General features: G+C 73.8%; 19 protein-coding genes. 6 read left to right on the top strand and 13 right to left on the bottom strand.

Going from position 1 to position 17,119, the window contains the following annotated elements:
* Positions 1-17 precede the first annotated feature (17 nt).
* A complete protein-coding gene (locus ABD946_RS41670; protein ID WP_030244332.1) occupies positions 18-500 on the bottom strand; it encodes a CarD family transcriptional regulator in 483 nt (160 codons plus the stop codon).
* Positions 501-863: 363 nt separating this feature from the next.
* Here ABD946_RS41670 and ABD946_RS41675 point away from each other — a divergent pair, with 363 nt between their 5' ends.
* Positions 864-1,556, top strand: coding sequence for a DUF461 domain-containing protein (locus tag ABD946_RS41675; RefSeq protein ID WP_345290934.1), 693 nt, complete (start codon positions 864-866; stop codon positions 1,554-1,556).
* Between the two features lie 81 nt (positions 1,557-1,637).
* Here the strand turns inward: ABD946_RS41675 and phoP are convergent, their stop codons facing one another.
* Positions 1,638-2,327: a two-component system response regulator PhoP gene (gene phoP, locus ABD946_RS41680; protein WP_345290935.1), complete on the bottom strand. Its 690-nt coding sequence runs from the start codon at positions 2,325-2,327 to the stop codon at positions 1,638-1,640.
* On the bottom strand, positions 2,324-3,586 hold the full coding sequence (gene phoR, locus ABD946_RS41685) for a two-component system sensor histidine kinase PhoR (RefSeq protein WP_345290936.1): 1,263 nt from the start codon (positions 3,584-3,586) through the stop codon (positions 2,324-2,326). The genes phoP and phoR overlap by 4 nt, the downstream gene beginning before the upstream one ends.
* Before the next feature lie 267 nt (positions 3,587-3,853).
* Here phoR and phoU point away from each other — a divergent pair, with 267 nt between their 5' ends.
* Positions 3,854-4,528: a phosphate signaling complex protein PhoU gene (phoU, locus tag ABD946_RS41690; protein ID WP_345290937.1), complete on the top strand. Its 675-nt coding sequence runs from the start codon at positions 3,854-3,856 to the stop codon at positions 4,526-4,528.
* Positions 4,529-4,676: 148 nt separating this feature from the next.
* On the top strand, positions 4,677-4,856 hold the full coding sequence (locus ABD946_RS41695; RefSeq protein WP_345290938.1) for a hypothetical protein: 180 nt from the start codon (positions 4,677-4,679) through the stop codon (positions 4,854-4,856).
* Between the two features lie 101 nt (positions 4,857-4,957).
* Here the strand turns inward: ABD946_RS41695 and ABD946_RS41700 are convergent, their stop codons facing one another.
* The 3 genes from ABD946_RS41700 to ABD946_RS41710 form a co-directional block, all read right to left on the bottom strand.
* Complete coding sequence (locus ABD946_RS41700) at positions 4,958-5,545, bottom strand: lytic polysaccharide monooxygenase auxiliary activity family 9 protein (RefSeq protein WP_345290939.1); 588 nt, start codon at positions 5,543-5,545, stop codon at positions 4,958-4,960.
* Between the two features lie 243 nt (positions 5,546-5,788).
* Entirely contained in the window at positions 5,789-6,178 is a 390-nt protein-coding gene (locus tag ABD946_RS41705) for a hypothetical protein (protein ID WP_345290940.1), read from the bottom strand.
* Between the two features lie 98 nt (positions 6,179-6,276).
* Entirely contained in the window at positions 6,277-7,035 is a 759-nt protein-coding gene (locus ABD946_RS41710) for a phosphoglyceromutase (RefSeq protein ID WP_345290941.1), read from the bottom strand.
* 158 nt (positions 7,036-7,193) lie between these two features.
* On the opposite strand from ABD946_RS41710, the gene ABD946_RS41715 reads away from it, so the two are divergent.
* Complete coding sequence (locus tag ABD946_RS41715) at positions 7,194-8,435, top strand: MDR family MFS transporter (protein WP_345290942.1); 1,242 nt, start codon at positions 7,194-7,196, stop codon at positions 8,433-8,435.
* Here ABD946_RS41715 and ABD946_RS41720 read toward each other — a convergent pair.
* Positions 8,432-8,980, bottom strand: coding sequence for a type III secretion system chaperone family protein (locus tag ABD946_RS41720; protein ID WP_345290943.1), 549 nt, complete (start codon positions 8,978-8,980; stop codon positions 8,432-8,434). The genes ABD946_RS41715 and ABD946_RS41720 overlap by 4 nt on opposite strands.
* A gap of 74 nt (positions 8,981-9,054) precedes the next feature.
* A complete protein-coding gene (gene mshA, locus ABD946_RS41725; RefSeq protein WP_380149558.1) occupies positions 9,055-10,482 on the bottom strand; it encodes a D-inositol-3-phosphate glycosyltransferase in 1,428 nt (475 codons plus the stop codon).
* Positions 10,483-11,016: 534 nt separating this feature from the next.
* On the opposite strand from mshA, the gene ABD946_RS41730 reads away from it, so the two are divergent.
* Positions 11,017-11,847, top strand: coding sequence for a class I SAM-dependent methyltransferase (locus ABD946_RS41730; protein ID WP_345290944.1), 831 nt, complete (start codon positions 11,017-11,019; stop codon positions 11,845-11,847).
* Positions 11,848-11,880: 33 nt separating this feature from the next.
* On the opposite strand, the gene ABD946_RS41735 is transcribed toward ABD946_RS41730, so the two are convergent.
* A complete protein-coding gene (locus tag ABD946_RS41735) occupies positions 11,881-12,414 on the bottom strand; it encodes an O-acetyl-ADP-ribose deacetylase (RefSeq protein ID WP_345290945.1) in 534 nt (177 codons plus the stop codon).
* Positions 12,415-12,640: 226 nt separating this feature from the next.
* Here ABD946_RS41735 and ABD946_RS41740 point away from each other — a divergent pair, with 226 nt between their 5' ends.
* Entirely contained in the window at positions 12,641-14,089 is a 1,449-nt protein-coding gene (locus ABD946_RS41740) for a PP2C family protein-serine/threonine phosphatase (protein ID WP_345290946.1), read from the top strand.
* Positions 14,090-14,173: 84 nt separating this feature from the next.
* Here the strand turns inward: ABD946_RS41740 and ABD946_RS41745 are convergent, their stop codons facing one another.
* The 4 genes from ABD946_RS41745 to ABD946_RS41760 form a co-directional block, all read right to left on the bottom strand.
* Positions 14,174-14,503 (bottom strand): DUF2516 family protein, encoded by a 330-nt coding sequence (locus ABD946_RS41745; protein WP_380149585.1) that lies wholly within the window; start codon positions 14,501-14,503, stop codon positions 14,174-14,176.
* 147 nt (positions 14,504-14,650) lie between these two features.
* A complete protein-coding gene (locus ABD946_RS41750) occupies positions 14,651-15,208 on the bottom strand; it encodes a hypothetical protein (RefSeq protein WP_345290948.1) in 558 nt (185 codons plus the stop codon).
* A gap of 14 nt (positions 15,209-15,222) precedes the next feature.
* Positions 15,223-15,642 (bottom strand): helix-turn-helix domain-containing protein, encoded by a 420-nt coding sequence (locus ABD946_RS41755; RefSeq protein ID WP_345290949.1) that lies wholly within the window; start codon positions 15,640-15,642, stop codon positions 15,223-15,225.
* Positions 15,643-15,685: 43 nt separating this feature from the next.
* Complete coding sequence (locus ABD946_RS41760; protein WP_345290950.1) at positions 15,686-17,119, bottom strand: hypothetical protein; 1,434 nt, start codon at positions 17,117-17,119, stop codon at positions 15,686-15,688.

Below are 17,119 nucleotides of genomic sequence, written 5' to 3' on the forward strand. Positions count from 1 at the left end.
GAACTGCGGTGGACCGCTTACGAGGCCAAGACCTCGTCGAGCAGCGTCTCCGCCTTGTCCTCGTTGGTGTTCTCCGCGAGAGCGAGCTCGCTGACCAGGATCTGGCGCGCCTTGGCGAGCATCCGCTTCTCGCCGGCCGACAGACCGCGCTCGCGCTCGCGACGCCACAGGTCGCGGACGACCTCGGCAACCTTGATCACATCGCCGGAGGCGAGCTTCTCGAGGTTCGCCTTGTACCGGCGGGACCAGTTGGTGGGCTCCTCCGTGTACGGGGCGCGGAGCACCTCGAACACCCGGTCCAGACCCTCCTGGCCGACGACGTCACGCACGCCGACGAACTCCGCGTTCTCCGCGGGGACGCGCAGCGTCAAGTCTCCCTGCTGCACCTTCAGCACCAGGTAGGTCTTGTCCACACCTTTGATCTGGCGAATCTCGATGGCCTCGATGAGCGCGGCCCCGTGATGGGGGTAGACCACCGTGTCGCCAACCTTGAACGTCATGTGACAGGACCCCTTCCGTGGCTTACCAGAATAACACGGTTCGCCGTCCACCCGAAGGGCGTTTTCGCAGGTCAGGGCGGGTCTCGGGGCTTGACAAGGACCCCTCCGGCATGCTGCGACCCGTGTTCGACGGGGCCTTCCCGCAGGTCGGAGGTGGTCTGCACACCTGACGAAACCTCTGGCAACACTCCCGAAACCATGATTGGATCATGAGTTTTTGCCGTATACGCGTACGGGACGTGCTCGCGGCACCCGACGGGGCGGTCCGAGCGCGACACGGGGCCACCCCGTGATGAGCGGATATGCGCGGTCGGTAACCTGAGTCCTGACCACCGATCAGATACCCAAGGAGATGCCGCCGCCGTGAGCCGCAGCCTTCGTCGCGGCGCAGTCGCCGCCGTCGCCCTCGCCGCGATCCTCCCGCTGTCCGCCTGTGCCGCCGGGACCAGCCCCGCGACCCTGCAGGTCAAGCCGGACAACGCCTCGACCTCGATCGGGACCACCCTCAGGCTCAACAACATCGTGGTGGTGACCGCGGCGGGAGCCAAGTCCGACCACGCCGGCCCGGCCAACGTCTCGGTGAACATCAGCAACACCGGCTCCGGCCCGGAGGTCCTGAAGTCGGTGGAGCTGGCCGAGGGCGGCGCCGCGACCTTCGCCGACTCCAAGGGTGCCCCGCTGACCGAGATCGTCATCCCGGCGGGCGGCTCCGTGCTGCTCGGCGGCGAGGACCAGCCGGTCGCCAAGGTCGCCTCCGCCAAGGTGGAGATCGGCGGCAACGCCAAGGTCGCCTTCGGCTTCGGCACCGCCGGGAAGGTCGAGACCGAGGCCCAGGTGCACACGGGCGAGGGCATGTACCGCGGCTTCGGCCCGGCCGCCGCCGCCCCGTCGAAGCCCGCCACCGCGCCCTCCGCCTCGCCCTCCGCGTCCGCCTCGCCCAGCGCTTCGGCGTCGGCCAGCGCGTCGGCCTCGGCTTCGGCTTCGGCCGGTGCCTCCGCGAGCGGTTCGGCCTCGCCGTCCGCCTCGGGCAGCTCCACCGCCGCCGCCTCGCACTGACGTCCCGTCGGGGACGCCCGAAGGCCCCCGCTCGGTTCGAGCGGGGGCCTTCGGGTGCGTACGGGCCGGTGCCGGTCCGGTCTACGGCTCGAACTTGTAGCCCAGGCCGCGGACGGTGACCAGGTAGCGCGGGGCGCCCGGGTCCGGCTCGATCTTGGCCCGGAGGCGCTTCACGTGGACGTCCAGGGTCTTGGTGTCGCCGACGTAGTCGGCGCCCCAGACCCGGTCGATCAGCTGCATGCGGGTGAGGACCCGGCCCGCGTTGCGCAGCAGCATCTCCAGCAGGTCGAACTCCTTGAGCGGCAGGTCGACCTTGGCGCCGTCCACCGTCACCACGTGGCGGTCGACGTCCATCCGGACCGGGCCGGCCTCCAGGGCGCCGGGGCCGTTCTCGACGGTGCCGTCGGCCTCGCCGCGGCGGCGCAGGACCGCGCGGATGCGGGCCACCAGCTCGCGGGTGGAGTAGGGCTTGGTGACGTAGTCGTCGGCCCCTATCTCCAGACCGACGACCTTGTCGATCTCGCTGTCCTTGGCGGTGACCATGATCACCGGCACGTTGGAGCGGACCCGCAGCTGGCGGCAGACCTCGGTGCCGGGGAGCCCGGGGAGCATCAGGTCGAGCAGCACCAGGTCGGCGCCGTTGCGTTCGAACTGCTCCAGCGCGTCGGGGCCGGTGGCGGCGATGGCCACCTCGAAGCCCTCCTTGCGGAGCATGTACGACAGGGCGTCGCTGAACGACTCCTCGTCCTCGACCACCAGTACACGGGTCACGAGCGGGCCTCCGGGGCAGGAAGGGGGTTGGTGCTGGGCATGGGGTGCTGCTGTTCCTCGACCGGGGGTTTCCCGGCGGGGAGCCGAACGGTGAAGGTGGAACCCTGGCCCTCGACGCTCCACACGGAGACGGTGCCGCCGTGCGAGGCCGCCACGTGCTTGACGATGGAGAGGCCGAGACCGGTTCCGCCGGTGGCGCGGGAGCGGGCCGGGTCGACTCGGTAGAACCGCTCGAAGATCCGCTCGCGGTCCGTCTCGGAGATGCCGATGCCCTGGTCGGTCACCGAGATCTCGATCAGTTCGCCGTCCGCCTCACCGAGGGCGGCGGCGCTGGAGATGCGCCGGGTGGCGATGGCCACCCGGGTGCGCGGCGGGCTGTAGTTGACCGCGTTCTCGACCAGGTTGCCGAGGGCGGCGGCCAGCTGGCCGCGGTTGCCGTGCAGGTAGAGGCCGCCGATGCCGCCGGCCGCGATGTGGATCTGCTTGGCGGCGGCGGGCTGGCGGCAGCGGTCGATCGCCTCGGCGATCAGGGTGTCCACCGCGACCGGCTCCGGGTCGACCAGCAGCTGGTCGTCCTGGACCCGGGAGAGGTCGATGATCTCCTGCACCAGGCTGGCCAGACGGGTGGCCTCGATCTGCATCCGGCCGGCGAAGCGCTGCACCGCCTCCGGGTCGTCGGAGGCGTCCGCGACCGCTTCGGAGAGCAGGGAGAGCGCACCGACCGGGGTCTTCAGCTCGTGCGAGACGTTGGCGACGAAGTCCCGGCGGACCGCCTCGATCCGGCGGCGCTCGGTGCGGTCCTCGACCAGCACCAGCACCAGCCGGGAGCCGAGCGGGGCGACCCGGACCGAGACCGCGAGCGGCTCGGTCGGCCGGGCCACGCCCGGCTTGGGCACCTCCAGCTCGACCTGGCGGATCTCGCCGTCCCGGCGGGTGGCGCGGGCCAGCGAGAGCATCTGCTCGACCGCCACCGCTCCACCGCGCACCAGGCCCATCGCGTAGGCGGCGGAGCTGGCCTTGACCACCTCGTCGCCCTCGCCGAGCACGATCGCGCAGGAGCGGAGCACCGAGAGCACGGTGTCCACGCCCGGGGGCAGCGGGGCTTCCTGGGCGGGGAGCCCGCCCGATCCGTTCTTCCCGCCGCCGTTGCCCGCGCGGGCCTGCTCCCGCTCGCTCCAGCGGAAGGCGATGGCGGCCGTGAGACCGACCCCGAGCCCGGCTATGGCGCAGGCTGCGGCGGCGGCCACATTCACGTCCATGTGGCCAGCGTAAGCGCATCCCGGCGGCGCTCCCCACGGGTGCGATCAAGGGATCGGCCGCACGTCACCGAGAATTCACCTCGAAGCTCCCGGCGGTTCACCACACCGGCCGTGCGTGGTCGCCCGAACGGCCCAGGGTGGGTCGCACAGCCCGTGCGGGCGGTGGCGGCACTACGATGCGGCCACCAGCAGCGGCCGGTCCGATCCTCTTACGGTCGGCACGGCCGGTCGGCACCGCCACCGACAGAGCTACTGAGGAGAGCAGCAATGCGCGACGCGTACCACGAGGAACTCGACTCGATCAGCGACCAGCTGGTCGAGATGGCACGGCTGGTCGGCTCGGCCATGGGCCGGGCCACCACCGCGCTGCTCGACGCCGACCTGGCACTGGCGGAGAGCGTGATCGCGGCCGACGACAAGGTCAACGCCCTCCACCACGACCTGGAGAACCGGGCGATCGACCTGCTGGCCCGGCAGCAGCCGGTCGCCACCGACCTGCGGATCGTGGTCACCTCGCTGCGGATGAGCTCCGACCTGGAGCGCTGCGGCGACCTGGCCCGGCACGTGGCCAAGGTGGCCCGGCTGCGCTACCCCGAGTCCGCCGTCCCGAACGACCTGCACTCGATCGTGCTGGAGATGGGGCAGCTCGCCCAGCGGCTGGTGGCCAAGGCCGGCCTGGTGATCGCCACCAAGGACGTGGACAAGGCGCTGGAGCTGGAGCAGGACGACGACGCGATCGACGCGCTGCACCGCGAGCTCTTCTCGCACCTGCTGGACGACCGCTGGCAGCACGGCATCGAGACCGCGGTGGACGTCACCCTGGTCGGCCGCTACTACGAGCGCTTCGCCGACCACGCCGTCTCGGTGGCCAAGCGCGTGGTCTTCCTGGTGACCGGCGAGCACGCGGGCGAGTTCGTGCCCGCCACGGACGTCGAGGCCTAAACCCCGATGGGGCGGTGCGGGGGCGCACGGGAGGCCGATCTCCCCGCCCCCGCGCGCCCGTTGACGCCTCGTCACCGGGGGGGCTTCACTCGTGGAGGGGCACACCGCCGTGTGCACCCGCGGTGCCCTGCCGAGGAGGCCCAGCGCGATGAAGGCGACCACTGCCCCCGAGACCCAGCCGCCGAGTTCCGTCACCCCGACGGCCGTGAAGCTGCTGCCGGTGCTCTCCGCCACCTGTGGTTGCAGCCCCGGCTGCGGCTGCGGCTGCCAGTCCGGAGCGCCCTGCCAGTGCGGCGGCGCCAGCGGCGGCTGCTGCGGCGGCCACTGACCACCCACCCGCGCCGTCCGCACGTCGCACCGGGCCCGTCGGCCGGGCGCCCCTGACCTGCCGGGGCGCCCGGCCGACGTACGTTCCGGCCTGACCGTGCGTCAGAACTGCAGGTCGACGCAGGAGTAGAAGGCGTTGGCCGTGTCGGAGATGTCCCAGACCGCGAGCAGCACGTGGTGGCCGGTCAGGCCGGCCGGCAGCGGGACGCTGTGGGTGAGGGTGCTCGGCGGCTGCTGGTTGTTGCCGGGCACGGTGAGCAGCGGGGTGAGGTTGAGGTTGCTCCTGCTGAGCGCGGTGGCCGCGCTGTAGCCGGGCTTGGTGAGGAAGTACCGGTACGAGGCGGTGGCGTGCCGGGCGGTGAACTTCCAGGTGAAGTTCTGCCGGGAGCCCGCGGTGACCTTGGTGGTCGGCCAGGCGCCGTTGCGCGGGTTGTCCAGCTGGGCGAAGCGGCTGTTGCCGCCCGCGCAGAGCTTGCCGTCGGCCGGGCCGGAGCCCGGGAAGCCCTTCGGGCCCTCGACGCTCTGCGGCTCCCACTGGATGTCGCCGCAGTTGGTGACGGTGCCCGCGGCACAGAGTGCGGCCCGGCTGGGCGGGCCGGTGACGTAGCCGTGCGAGTAGGCCGGCAGGGCGGTCGCGACCGGTACCGCGACGGCCGCCACCAGGGCGCCGACCAGATGACGCTTGCGCATGGTGCTCCTTCCGACTCGGCTCCGGGCAGGCCGGAGCGAGCTGTGGGGGTGGATGGAGTACGGGGCCGGACGCACGCCGGATCCGTGGGGGGATCTTGGCGTGCTCGTGCCACTGGTCCATACCATAGGAGCGCGTCAGATGGCCGTCAATGGTCTGAACCACCGTGATACAGAAGCGAGTTGACGCACCGACGGCCCCACCCGTGGGACGGATGGGGCCGCTGTGACACCGGTGACCCGGGACTACTTCACGGTGAGCGTGGCACTCTCGGTCCGGCCGGAGGAGACCACCTTGCCGGTCACCTGGAGGTCGCCGGTCGCGCTCGCGGTGTACTTCGGCAGCCGCAGTACCGCCGAGCCGCCCGAGCAGGCGGCCGTGCCCAGCGAGCCGCGCTGGCCGCCCTTGGCCCAGGCGAACTCCAGCTGGTCACCGACGGAGCAGCCGTTGTAGGTGACGGTCAGGGCGCCGCCGTTGGTGAGCAGCAACGGCGAGACGCTCAGGCTGCTCGCCGGCTGGGTGCTGTGGGTCCGGTCCTTGCTCTTGCCCTTGTTCTTCTTCTTGCCCGAGCCGCACGCCGCCAGCGACAGCACCAGCAGCACGACGAGCGCGCCCGCCATGGACTTCTTGACCATCGGTCCCCCCGTAGTCGTTCCGGAAGGCAGAAGGATAACGGCCCCCTCCCGGGCGGGAGGGGGCCGTGCGCGGTCCGGGCAGGACCTTTACGTCATGCTTACTTCTTGCCCTGGTTCTTGACCGCCTCGATGGCGGCCGCCGCGGCGTCGGCGTCCAGGTAGCGGCCGCCCTTGGCGACCGGCTTGAAGTCGGCGTCGAGCTCGTAGACGAGCGGGATGCCGGTCGGGATGTTGAGGCCCGCGATGTCCTCGTCGGAGATGCCGTCGAGGTGCTTCACCAGGGCGCGCAGGCTGTTGCCGTGCGCGGTGACCAGGACGGTCTTGCCGGCCGCGAGGTCGGGGACGATGGCGTCGTACCAGTACGGGAGCATCCGCTCGACGACGTCCTTGAGGCACTCGGTGGCCGGGCGCAGCTCGCTCGGGATGTCGGCGTAGCGGGCGTCACCGGCCTGCGAGTACTCGGCGTCGTCGGCCAGCACCGGCGGCGGGGTGTCGTACGAGCGGCGCCACAGCTGGAACTGCTCCTCGCCGAACTCGGCCAGGGTCTGGGCCTTGTCCTTGCCCTGGAGGGCGCCGTAGTGGCGCTCGTTCAGCCGCCAGCTGCGGCTGACCGGGATCCAGTGGCGGTCGGCCTTGTCGAGGGCGATCTGCGAGGTGCGGATCGCGCGGCGCAGCAGGGAGGTGTGCACCACGTCGGGGAAGTAGCCCTCGGCGGCGAGCAGTTCGCCACCGCGCGCGGCCTCCTTCTCGCCCTTCTCGTTGAGGTCGACGTCGACCCACCCGGTGAAGAGGTTCTTCTGGTTCCACTGGCTCTCGCCGTGACGGAGCAGGATCAGTCGGTAGGTCGTGTCAGCCATGGGGCTCAGCTTAATCGAGCCGGATAACGGGTAGCCGGGACCAAGGTCCACCGGTAATGTGCGCGATGCAGAAGAGCCACTTACACCACCGCCCAGCGGTCATCCCCGCCCGCCGGGGCACCGCTGAGCGGTGCCCCACCGCGCCCGGGAGCCCCCACATGCCCGCCCTGCACCGCCTCTACGTCTCGCTCTCCGAGACGGGTCGTGGACTACCCCGTCAGTTCTGGTGGCTCTGGACCGCCACCCTGGTGAACAAGCTCGGCGGGTTCGTGGTCCCGTTCCTGTCGCTCTACCTGACCGTCGAGCGAGGCTGGTCGGCCGCCTACGCGGGTCTGGTCGCCTCGCTGTTCGGCCTGGGCTCGGCCATCGCCTCCCTCGGCGGCGGCGTGCTCACCGACCGGGTCGGACGGCGCCCCACCCTGCTCGCCGCCCAGCTCGGCACCGCCGTCTCGGTGGCCGTGCTCGGCTTCACCGACGGGCCGGTGGCCATCGCGGCGGTGGTCTTCGTGGTCGGCCTCACCAGCAACGCCTCCCGCCCCGCCATCTCCGCGATCATCGCCGACGTGGTGCCCGCCGCGGACCGGGGCCGCGCGTACGCGCTGAACTACTGGGCGATCAACATCGGCTTCGGCGCCTCCGCGGCGGTGGCCGGGCTGATCGCCGCCCACGGCTACCTGGCGCTCTTCCTGCTGGACGCGCTGAGCACGCTGCTCTGCGCGGTGGTGGTCTTCGTGAAGGTGCCGGAAAGCAGGCCGTCGACGCCGGCCGCCGGGCCGGCCGCGCCGGAGGTGGGTCTCGGCCGGGTCTTCCGGGACGGCCGCTTCATGGCGGTCTTCGCGGTCAACCTGCTGCTCGCGCTGGTCGCCCAGCAGGGCTCCACCACGCTGGCCGTGGACATGGGGCAGGCCGGTGTCCCGGCCTCCCAGTACGGCCTGGTGATCAGCCTCAACGGCGTCCTGATCGTGCTGCTCCAGCTCCCGATCACCCGGCTGATGGAGGGCCGCAGCCGCACCGGCCTGCTGGTCGCCAGCGCGCTGCTGATCGGCTGGGGCTTCGGGCTCACCATGTTCGCCGGCTCCTCGGCCTGGTTCTTCGCCCTCACCGTGGTGATCTGGACCATCGGCGAGATCGTCAACGCGCCGACCATGATGGCGCTGGTCGCCGAGCTGGCCCCGGCCGAGGCGCGCGGCCGCTACCAGGGCGTGTACTCGCTCTCCTGGTCGCTGGCGATGTTCCTCGGCCCGGCGGGCGGGGCGCTGCTGCTCCAGTACGGCGGCGGGGTCGCGGCCTGGGGCGTCTGCGCGCTGCTGGGCAGCGCGGCGGCCGCGGGCTTCCTGGTGCTCGGCCGCCGCACGGCCGCGCCGGTGCCGGTGGAGGAGCCGGCCCGGGCGCTGGTCTAGCCGTTCTCGGGGGCCTCGGAGTCCGGGGCGGCCGGGGCGGGGGCCGGGGCGGCGAGGTGGGTGAAGGCCTCCAGGTTCCGGGTGGACTCGCCGCGCTTGGTGCGCCACTCCCACTCGCGCCGGATCGCGGTGGCGAAGCCGAGTTCGAGCAGCGTGTTGAAGGGCTCGTCGGCGGCGCCGAGAACGGTGCCGAGCAGGCGGTCCACCACGTCCGCGGTGAGCGCCTCCAGCGGCAGGCGGCCGGCCAGGTAGACGTCGCCGAGCCCGTCGACCGCGTAGGCGACGCCGAACAGCTTGGTGTTGCGCTCCAACAGCCAGCGGAAGACCGCCTCGTGGTTCTCGTCCGGGCGGCGGATCACGAAGGCGTTCACCGACAGGGTGTGGTCGCCGACCCGCAGGGCGCAGGGGGTGGCCAGCTTGCGCGTCCCGGGCAGCGTCGCGACCAGCGTGTACGGGTCGGTCGCGGCGGGCTCCCAGGCCACGCCCGCCTCGTCCAGGGCGGTGCGGAGCAGGGCCAGGGCGTCGTCCTTGGTGGGGGTTGCCATGCAGCAGACGTTACTCGGGGGTACGGCGCCGGCGGCGCCTGACTCCCCGTCACGCCGAAATGCCGGGGCCGTCGTCAGGCCAGGCGCAGGCCCGCCAGCAGGGAGGTGGAGTGCTGCATGGCCGCCGCGTAGACCTCGGCGGTGCGGGCAGCGGCGCGGTCCCAGCCGAAGGCGGCGGCGTGGGCGGCGGCGGCCAGGCCCTGACGGTGCACCAGCTCACGGTCCGTCACGTACGGGCGCAGCGCGCGGGCCCAGTCCTGCGGGTCGTGGCCGGGCACCAGGGTGCCGGTGCGGCCGCCCTCGACCGCGACCGGGAGGCCGCCGACCGCGGCGGCGACCACCGGGGTGCCGCAGGCCTGGGCCTCCAGGGCGACCAGGCCGAAGGACTCGCTGTACGAGGGCATCACCAGGGCGGTGGCGGCCCGGTACCACTCGGCGAGCTGCTGCTGGCCGACAGGCGGGTGGAAGCGGACCACGTCCGAGATGCCCAGCTGGGCGGCGAGCTTCTGCAGGCTCTCCGGCTTGGCGAGCCCGGTGCCGGACGGCCCGCCGACCACCGGCACGATCAGCCGGCCGCGCAGCTCGGGCTCGCGCTCCAGCAGCACCGCGACGGCCCGCAGCAGCACGTCCGGCGCCTTGAGCGGCTGTATCCGGCCGGCGAACAGCAGCACCGCCGCGTCCTGCGGCAGGCCGAGGCGGGCCCGGGCGGCGGCGCGGGCGTCCGGGCCCGCGTGGCCGGGGCGGAAGACGTCGAGGTTGACGCCCGGGTGGACCACGGCGAGCTGGTCCTGGCGGGCGGCGTAGTGGAAGGCCAGCTCCTCGGCCTCCTCCGCCGTGTTGGCGATCAACCGGTCGGCGGCCTCGACCACCTGGCTCTCGCCGATCTCCCGGGCGGCCGGCTCCGGGGTGTCCCCCTCGGCCAGCGCCGCGTTCTTGACCTTGGCCATGGTGTGCATGGTGTGCACCAGCGGAACGCCCCAGCGCTGGGCGGCCAGCCAGCCGACCTGGCCGGAGAGCCAGTAGTGCGAGTGGACCAGGTCGTAGTGGCCGGGGCGGTGGCCGGCCTCGGTGCGCAGCACCGCGTGGGTGAAGGCGCAGAGCTGGGCCGGCAGGTCCTCCTTCACCAGCCCCTCGTACGGGCCCGCCGTGACGTGCCGGACCAGCACGCCGGGGGCCAGCTCCACGGTGGGGGCGTCGTCCGAGCTGATCGCCCGGGTGAAGACCTCGACCTCGATGTCGAGGGCGGCGAGGCGCTTGGCCAGCTCGACGATGTAGACGTTCATCCCGCCCGCGTCGCCGGTGCCCGGCTGGTGCAGGGGGGAGGTGTGGACGCTCAGCATGGCGATCCGGTGCGGGCGGCGACGGCCGACCAGGCTCTGCAGGCGCCCGCGGCCGGGCGTGAGCAGGGGGGAACGTCGCGCCGCCGTGCGGGCGGGGTGCTTGGTCACCTGGCTGAGCCTCCTCGTCGCTCCCCTGGGCACCGCGCTCCGGCCCGTGGGCATTCGTCCAAGGAGACAACCACGTCTATGTCACGTCGCATTCCCGCTCGGCGGAACGAAAGTGGTCACGCCGGGGGCGCGGGGAACTGCGCGCGGGGGGCACGGCAGCGCGTGCAACTGGCTGACCTGCCCCGACCCGGCTCTGGCCCGCCTGCCGATTCGCGCAGTTCCTCGCGCCCCCGAAGGCGCGGCCACCCACGCCGCAACCAGGCGGAACGAAAGTGGTCACACCGGGGGCGCGGGGAACTGCGCGCTGGGGAACGGCAGCGCGTGCAACTGGCTGACCTGCCCCGACCCGGCTCTGGCCCGCCTGCCGATTCGCGCAGTTCCTCGCGCCCCCGAAGGCGCGGCCACCCGCGCCGCAACCAGGCGGAACGAAAGTGGTCACACCGGGGGCGCGGGGAACTGCGCGCTGGGGAACGGCAGCACGTGCACCTGGCTCGCCCGCCCCGACCCGGCTCTGGCCCGCCTTCCGATTCGCGCGGTTCCTCGCGCCCCCGAAGGCGCAGCCGCCCGCGCTCCAACTAGGCTGCCCGCATGGTCGCGCCGTCCGTTCCGCACAGTTCTCCCGCCCGTGGCCGGGGGGAGCGGCCCGAGGGGACGGTGACGCGGGGGACGACGGGGACCAACCGGCTGCGGCGGATGGACCGGTGGATCGCCCACGCGCTGGGCCCGGCGCTGCGCTCCGCCGAGCGGCCGCCGACCGCCGTGGACCTCGGGTACGGGGCTGCGCCGTGGACGGCGGTGGAGCTGTCGACGCGGCTGCGCGCGGTGCGGCCGGACGTCCGGACGGTGGGCATCGAGATCGAGCCGGAGCGGGTGGCGGCCGCGCTGCCGTACGCCGAGCCGCCGCTGCTGAGCTTCCGGCGGGGCGGCTTCGAGGTGCCGCTGGACGGCCGGGAGGGCGCGCTGCTGATCCGGGCGGCGAACGTGCTGCGGCAGTACGAGGAGGCCGCCGTCGGCCCGGTCTGGGAGCGGCTGTGCGGGCGGTTGGCGCCCGGCGGGCTGCTGGTGGAGGGCACCTGCGACGAGATCGGGCGGCGGCACGTGTGGGTGGCGCTGGGCCCGGAGGGGCCCCGGACGGTCACCTTCGCGGCCCGGCTGGCCGGGCTGGCCCAGCCCTCCGAGCTGGCCGAGCGGCTGCCGAAGGCGCTGATCCACCACAACGTGCCGGGCCGCCCGGTGCACGCCTTCCTCACCGACCTCGACCGGGCCTGGTCGGCCGCCGCCCCGTACGGCGCGTTCGGGGCCCGGCAGCGCTGGATCGCCACCTGCCGCTCGGTGTCCGGGAGTTGGCCGGTGCTGGACGCCCGGGGCCGGTGGCGGCAGGGCGAGCTCACCGTGGAGTGGTCCGCGCTGGCCCCCTGACCGGGCCGCGGCGCCGCCCGAGCTGACGGAGTCTCAGCCGGTCTCGTCCAGGGCGCCGCGGAAGACTCCGTGGGCCTCCGGGCCGAACAGCACGAAGCGCACCTCCACGAGCTCCGGGTGCTCCGCGACGGCCTCCCGGACCGCCCGGACGGCGATCTGTGCGGCGTCCGCCAGGGGCCAGCGGTAGACGCCGGTGGAGATGGCCGGGAAGGCCACCGTCCGGGCGCCGAGCGCGGCCGCCACGCGGAGCGACTCGCGGTGGCAGGAGGCCAGCAGCGCGGCCCGCGCCTCGTACTCCTCGGGCAGGTGGACGGGCCCGACGGTGTGCACCACCCAGCGGGCGGGGAGGCGGCCGGCGGTGGTGGCCACGGCCTGTCCGACGGGCAGCCCGCGGCCGTACTTCGAGGCGCGCAGGGCCCGGCACTCGGCCAGGATCTCCGGCCCGCCGCGGCGGTGGATCGCCCCGTCCACGCCTCCCCCGCCGAGCAGCGAGCTGTTCGCGGCGTTGACCACCGCGTCCACCTCCTGCGCCGTGATGTCACCCTCCACCGGCGTGATGCGCGTCACCGTTCCCGACCTCCCGTGCGTTCCTCACCGGTCCATACCAGAATCGTTCCACCCGAGGCCAGCGCATTCTCCCGGTCGCGTGGCGATAGCCACAGAGCCGCCCGTCAGCCGGAGGAAAGGGCTCCGGCCGCGTTATGGTCGCGGGAGCTCTCCGACTCCCGGTGCCATCCGGGCACCGCACGGCTGGCCCAGCCGTTGCGCTGTCGGGGAAAGGGAGGACCGACCAATGCCCGCAACGGGAGACGGGCGGGGGCCGGCGGCCCCGCACCGGCCGGGCGCCGTCGCCGAGGTGAAACCGCCGGCGCGGTCGCAGGGTGGACGCGCGTCGGAGCGGCCGGCCGGCCGGGCCCCGGCCACGCCCTCCGCCGCGGTGCTGCCGATACCGCACCCCCGGGCCAACGGCGGCGACGGCCCGTTCCGGCTGCTGGTGATCGAGAACGACTACACCGACGCGGCCTTCCTGGAGCAGCTGGTCGCCGACTCCGGCGCCGCGATCGAACTGCACTGGGCCCAGGGCGTGCCCTCCGCCGCCGAGCGGCTGGCCGGGGCGGCCGGCCAGGGGCGCCGGCCGGCGGGGCGTCCCCGCGAGGTGGAGTTCAGCTGCGTGCTGCTCGACCTGGCCGACCCGGCCGACCAGACCGGCCCGCTCCAGGGCCTGGACGGCCTGCACGAACTGCTCCGCCGGGCCCCGCAGACGGCCGTGGTGGTGCTCACCGACGCCGCCGGGGCCGAGCTGGGCGCGGCGGCCGTGGCCGCCGGGGCGCAGGACTTCCTGATCCGCCACCAGACCGACGGGCCGCTGCTGGCCCGGGCCCTGCGGTACGCGGTCGAGCGCCGCCGGGCCGACGAGTCGCAGCGCCGCCTGGTCGAGGCCGAGCTGCGCGGCCAGGAGAACGCCCGCCTCCAGCGCCACCTGCTGCCCACCCCGCTGCTGGACGGCGCCGGGCTCTCCTTCACCCGCCGCTACCGTCCCGGCCGCAGCCGGGCGCTGCTCGGCGGCGACTTCTACGACGCCGTCCGCACCGACGACGGCACCGTGCACGTGGTGATCGGCGACGTCTGCGGGCACGGCCCGGACGAGGCCGCGCTCGGCGTCGCGCTGCGGATCGCCTGGCGGTCGCTGGTCTTCGCCGGGCTGACCGGGCAGACCCTGCTCACCACCCTCCAGCACGTGCTGGAGCACGAGCGCCGCAGCGACGAGATCTTCGCGACGCTCTGCCTGCTGGTGCTCTCCCCGCCCTCCGCCGAGGGCCCGACGGCCGCCGAGGAGCAGGCCCGGATGTACCTCGCCGGGCACCCCGCCCCGCTGCTGCTGAGCCGGGACGGCGAACCCGGCCTGCTCCCCGCCGACCAGGCCGGGCCGGCCCTCGGGCTGCTGCACTGCGACGACCCGGGCGCCACCTGGCCGGCCCAGGAGCTGACGCTCCGTCCGGGCTGGAGCCTGCTGCTCTACACCGACGGGCTGATCGAGGGCCGGGTCGGCGCCGGGTCGCGGCGGCTCGGCCAGGACGGGCTGATCGGCCTGATAGCGGACCACCAGGCGGGCGGGCTGACCCGGGGGCGGCTGGTGGACAGCGCCATCGCCGAGGTGGAGGAGCTGAACGGCGGGGCGCTCGCGGACGACGTGGCGGTGCTGCTGCTGGAGCGTCAGCCGGTGCCGCTCATCATGGGCTGAGCCCGCTCCCGGTGGGCGGACGCACGGATGGGCGGGCCTCGCGGCCCGCCCATCCGTGCTGGTGACCCGGTGTCCGACCCGTCGTCACCAGGGCCCGTACGGCCCGTTGTTGCTCCGGCTGCTGTTGCCGCGCCCGTCGGTCAGCTGCTTGATCGCCGGGCGGACGTCCACCACGTAGACGATCGAGGCCACCAGGCCGATCAGCGTCAGCGGACTGACCACCGAGGCACCCAGCAGCAGGTCGAGCGCGAGCGCCGCGCCGGTCAGGGCCAGCCAGAACGGCTTGGTCTTCTTGTCCGCCGCGCGGTAGGCGTCCTCGCGTCTGGTCACCGCGTCCACGAAGGCGAACAGCTTGAACCCGATGATCGCGACCGACAGCCACCACTCCGGGCTCAGGAACTGCAAGCTCAGGATGTACGCCACCGCTGCCGCCTCCTCCGTGTGTTCCGGTCACTGCCGCCGCCCATGGTGGCACGGCCGGGCGGCCGTACCGGGAACAACGAGCCGTACAGCCCGGATGTGCCCGCTTCCGGCCCGCTTCGCACCTTTCGGTGCGCGAGCTCACTCGGCGTCGGTCGGTGCGGCCTTCGGCTTGCGGGCGCGGGGAGCGCGCTTCGGGGCCGCGGCGGACTCCGGGGCCTGCTCCGGCTCCGGCTCCAGGTCGAGCACCACGGCCTCGGCCTCCACCAGCTCGGCCTCGACGGCCTCCTCCGGCTCCGCGGCCCGCTCGGCGGCGGTGCCCGGCTGGTTCTTCTCCACCACGGTGCGGCCCCGGACGGCCAGCTCGTCGTAGGCCTCCTTGGCCTTGACCGCCAACTCCAGCGCCAGGCCCACCTGCTGGAGCGCCAGCCCCTGCACCTTCTCCTGAATGCCCTTCAGGTCGGAGGGCAGCCCGCTGACCGTCCCGGCCACCTTCGCCTGCGCCTCGACCAGCTTGGCGCCGGCCTCCTGGAGCGCGGTGGCGGCCTTCTCCTGCGCGCCCTTGCGGTCGGCGGCCAGTGCCTCGACCTTGCCCGGCACCTCGCGCAGCTTCTCGTACGCCAGGTCGCCCGCGCCCGCGAGGGCGTACAGCGGGGTCGGGTCGCTGAGGGTCTTCTTGATCTCGTCGCCGATCGGCATGGCCCGTCGTCCTCTCATCCGTCGACAGTCCGGCGGCCGGCCTGTCCCTCTGCTGCTTCCGCTGCCGCGGCGGGCTGCTCCTGGTTCTCCTTCAGGAACGCCTCGTACACCGCCAGCAGGGCCTGCTTCTGCCGCTCGTTGAGCTGCCGGTCCGCCAGGACCGCCGCCCGCAGTCCGGGCGTCTCCCCCGGCTCGGCCTGCGGCCGCTCCTCGAGGATCCCGGCCTGCACGTACAGGGTCTCCGCCGAGATCCGCAGTGCTTTGGCGATCTGCTGCAGGATCTCCGCGCTCGGCTTCCGCAGCCCGCGCTCGATCTGACTCAGGTACGGGTTGGACACCCCGGCGGCGTCGGCGAGTTGGCGCAGCGAGTACTGCGCGTTCCGCCGCTGCTCGCGGATGTACTCCCCGAGCGAGCCCACGTTCAGCGAAGCCATGGCAGCAGTCTGCCCATCCGTGCTTGCAATTGCAAGCAGAGTGCTAGCGCCAGCACGCGGGGGTGCGAGGGCCGAGGGCGAGCGCGAGGATCGCGTCCACCACCCGGGGCGGCAGCTCGGGGTTGCGGGCCGCCGCCCGCAGGACGGGAAGGACACCTCCCCGCACCAGCCGGTCGAGCTGCTCGGGCGAGGCCGCCTGGTTCTCGACCACCGCCTCGTCCATCTCCGGCCCCGGATGGTGGTCCAGGCAGGCGTCGAGCACCTCGGGCGTCGCGTTCCGGTGGTCCGCGACGACCAGGGCCGCCTCGAACGGGGTGTCACGGTCCTGCGCGACGGTGAGCAGCAGGTCGGCGGGGCACCAGAGCTCGCGGGCAATCGGGGTGTGACTGCCGGGCCCGAACCGTTCCGCCGCCGCACGGAGCCGCTCGGGGTCGCGGGAGCGGAGCGCGGCGCGGAGGGCCACGGCCGGATCGGGGTCGTCGACCAGCCGGGCGAGCACCTCGGGACGCAGGTGGACGTTGTCGAGCGGGAGCATGCGGACCCGGGGGTCGGAGTGCTCCGCCAGGGCCGCCAGGCCGTCGACGTCCCGGTGGTGCGCGACTCCGCCGCCCCGGCCCGCCAAGGCCTCACGGACCAGGAGGTCGAGCGGGACGGCTCCGACGCCGCCGAGGACGTCGCCGCGCCAGCGTCCCCAGTCGGCGTCGAAGAGGTGGCGGATCAGACGCGCGGGCGTGCCCCTTCCGCCCGCCACCGCCGCGGTGACCCGGGGGTCGTCCAGCCCGAGCAGGCGCTCGTAGGTCTCCGGCCGCAGGCCCGCCCAGCAGGCCGCGGCCTGGGCTGCCAGGGCGGGCCAGGTGGCGTCGAGGAGCTCCTCGACCGCGTCGGCCGGTGCGTGGCGGTTCCGGACGGCGGCGCTGCGCAGTTCCGCCAGGGCGGCGTCCGGGTCGGGGCGGTGCGGGCAGGGGACCAGGGGCGGCGGCCCGTCGACCGCGAGCAGGCCGCGAAGGGTCTCCCCGTCGGCGGTGGTCCCGGCGATCGCGATCCGGACGCAGGCCTCGGGCCGCCGGCGGGTGTCCGGTACGCCGGCCTCCTCCAGCAGCCGGACGGCCGCGGCGGCCACCGCGCAGTCGGGGTCGCCGGCCAGGATCCGGAGCGTTGTGCTCCGCTCCTCGGTGACCGGACGGTCCGCCGGCCGGGCGGCCCCGGCTCCGGCGGGGTCCGGACGGCCGACGGCGGCCAGCTGCGCCTCCGGGTCGTCCGCGGGGATCCGCTCCTCCGGCATCGCCCCGGAGCGGACCAGGGCCAGGAAGGCCGCCCGGCCGCCGTCGGCCACCAGGGCGTCCAGCTGTCGGGGCGTCAGGTCCGACCGCCGGCACAGCTCCGACAGGACGTCGGGGTCGCCGTGGTCGATCAGGGCATCGATGTGTTCCGGACCCAGGGCACGACTGCTCGCCAGGGTCCGCAGGACGGTGCGCAC

The sequence above is a fragment of the Kitasatospora albolonga genome, from assembly GCF_039535905.1.
In the GTDB taxonomy this organism is placed as follows: Bacteria; Actinomycetota; Actinomycetes; order Streptomycetales; family Streptomycetaceae; genus Kitasatospora; species Kitasatospora albolonga.

What these genes read in the sequence shown, in the direction of transcription:
- ABD946_RS41670 (WP_030244332.1), bottom strand. Translation starts at nt 500, where the DNA reads ATGACGTTCAAGGTTGGCGACACGGTGGTCTACCCCCATCACGGGGCC.
- phoR (WP_345290936.1), bottom strand. Translation starts at nt 3,586, where the DNA reads ATGGACGTGAATGTGGCCGCCGCCGCAGCCTGCGCCATAGCCGGGCTC.
- phoU (WP_345290937.1), top strand. Translation starts at nt 3,854, where the DNA reads ATGCGCGACGCGTACCACGAGGAACTCGACTCGATCAGCGACCAGCTG.
- ABD946_RS41695 (WP_345290938.1), top strand. Translation starts at nt 4,677, where the DNA reads ATGAAGGCGACCACTGCCCCCGAGACCCAGCCGCCGAGTTCCGTCACC.
- ABD946_RS41700 (WP_345290939.1), bottom strand. Translation starts at nt 5,545, where the DNA reads ATGCGCAAGCGTCATCTGGTCGGCGCCCTGGTGGCGGCCGTCGCGGTA.
- ABD946_RS41705 (WP_345290940.1), bottom strand. Translation starts at nt 6,178, where the DNA reads ATGGTCAAGAAGTCCATGGCGGGCGCGCTCGTCGTGCTGCTGGTGCTG.
- ABD946_RS41710 (WP_345290941.1), bottom strand. Translation starts at nt 7,035, where the DNA reads ATGGCTGACACGACCTACCGACTGATCCTGCTCCGTCACGGCGAGAGC.
- ABD946_RS41715 (WP_345290942.1), top strand. Translation starts at nt 7,194, where the DNA reads ATGCCCGCCCTGCACCGCCTCTACGTCTCGCTCTCCGAGACGGGTCGT.
- ABD946_RS41720 (WP_345290943.1), bottom strand. Translation starts at nt 8,980, where the DNA reads ATGGCAACCCCCACCAAGGACGACGCCCTGGCCCTGCTCCGCACCGCC.
- mshA (WP_380149558.1), bottom strand. Translation starts at nt 10,482, where the DNA reads ATGCCCACGGGCCGGAGCGCGGTGCCCAGGGGAGCGACGAGGAGGCTC.
- ABD946_RS41730 (WP_345290944.1), top strand. Translation starts at nt 11,017, where the DNA reads ATGGTCGCGCCGTCCGTTCCGCACAGTTCTCCCGCCCGTGGCCGGGGG.
- ABD946_RS41740 (WP_345290946.1), top strand. Translation starts at nt 12,641, where the DNA reads ATGCCCGCAACGGGAGACGGGCGGGGGCCGGCGGCCCCGCACCGGCCG.
- ABD946_RS41750 (WP_345290948.1), bottom strand. Translation starts at nt 15,208, where the DNA reads ATGCCGATCGGCGACGAGATCAAGAAGACCCTCAGCGACCCGACCCCG.
- ABD946_RS41755 (WP_345290949.1), bottom strand. Translation starts at nt 15,642, where the DNA reads ATGGCTTCGCTGAACGTGGGCTCGCTCGGGGAGTACATCCGCGAGCAG.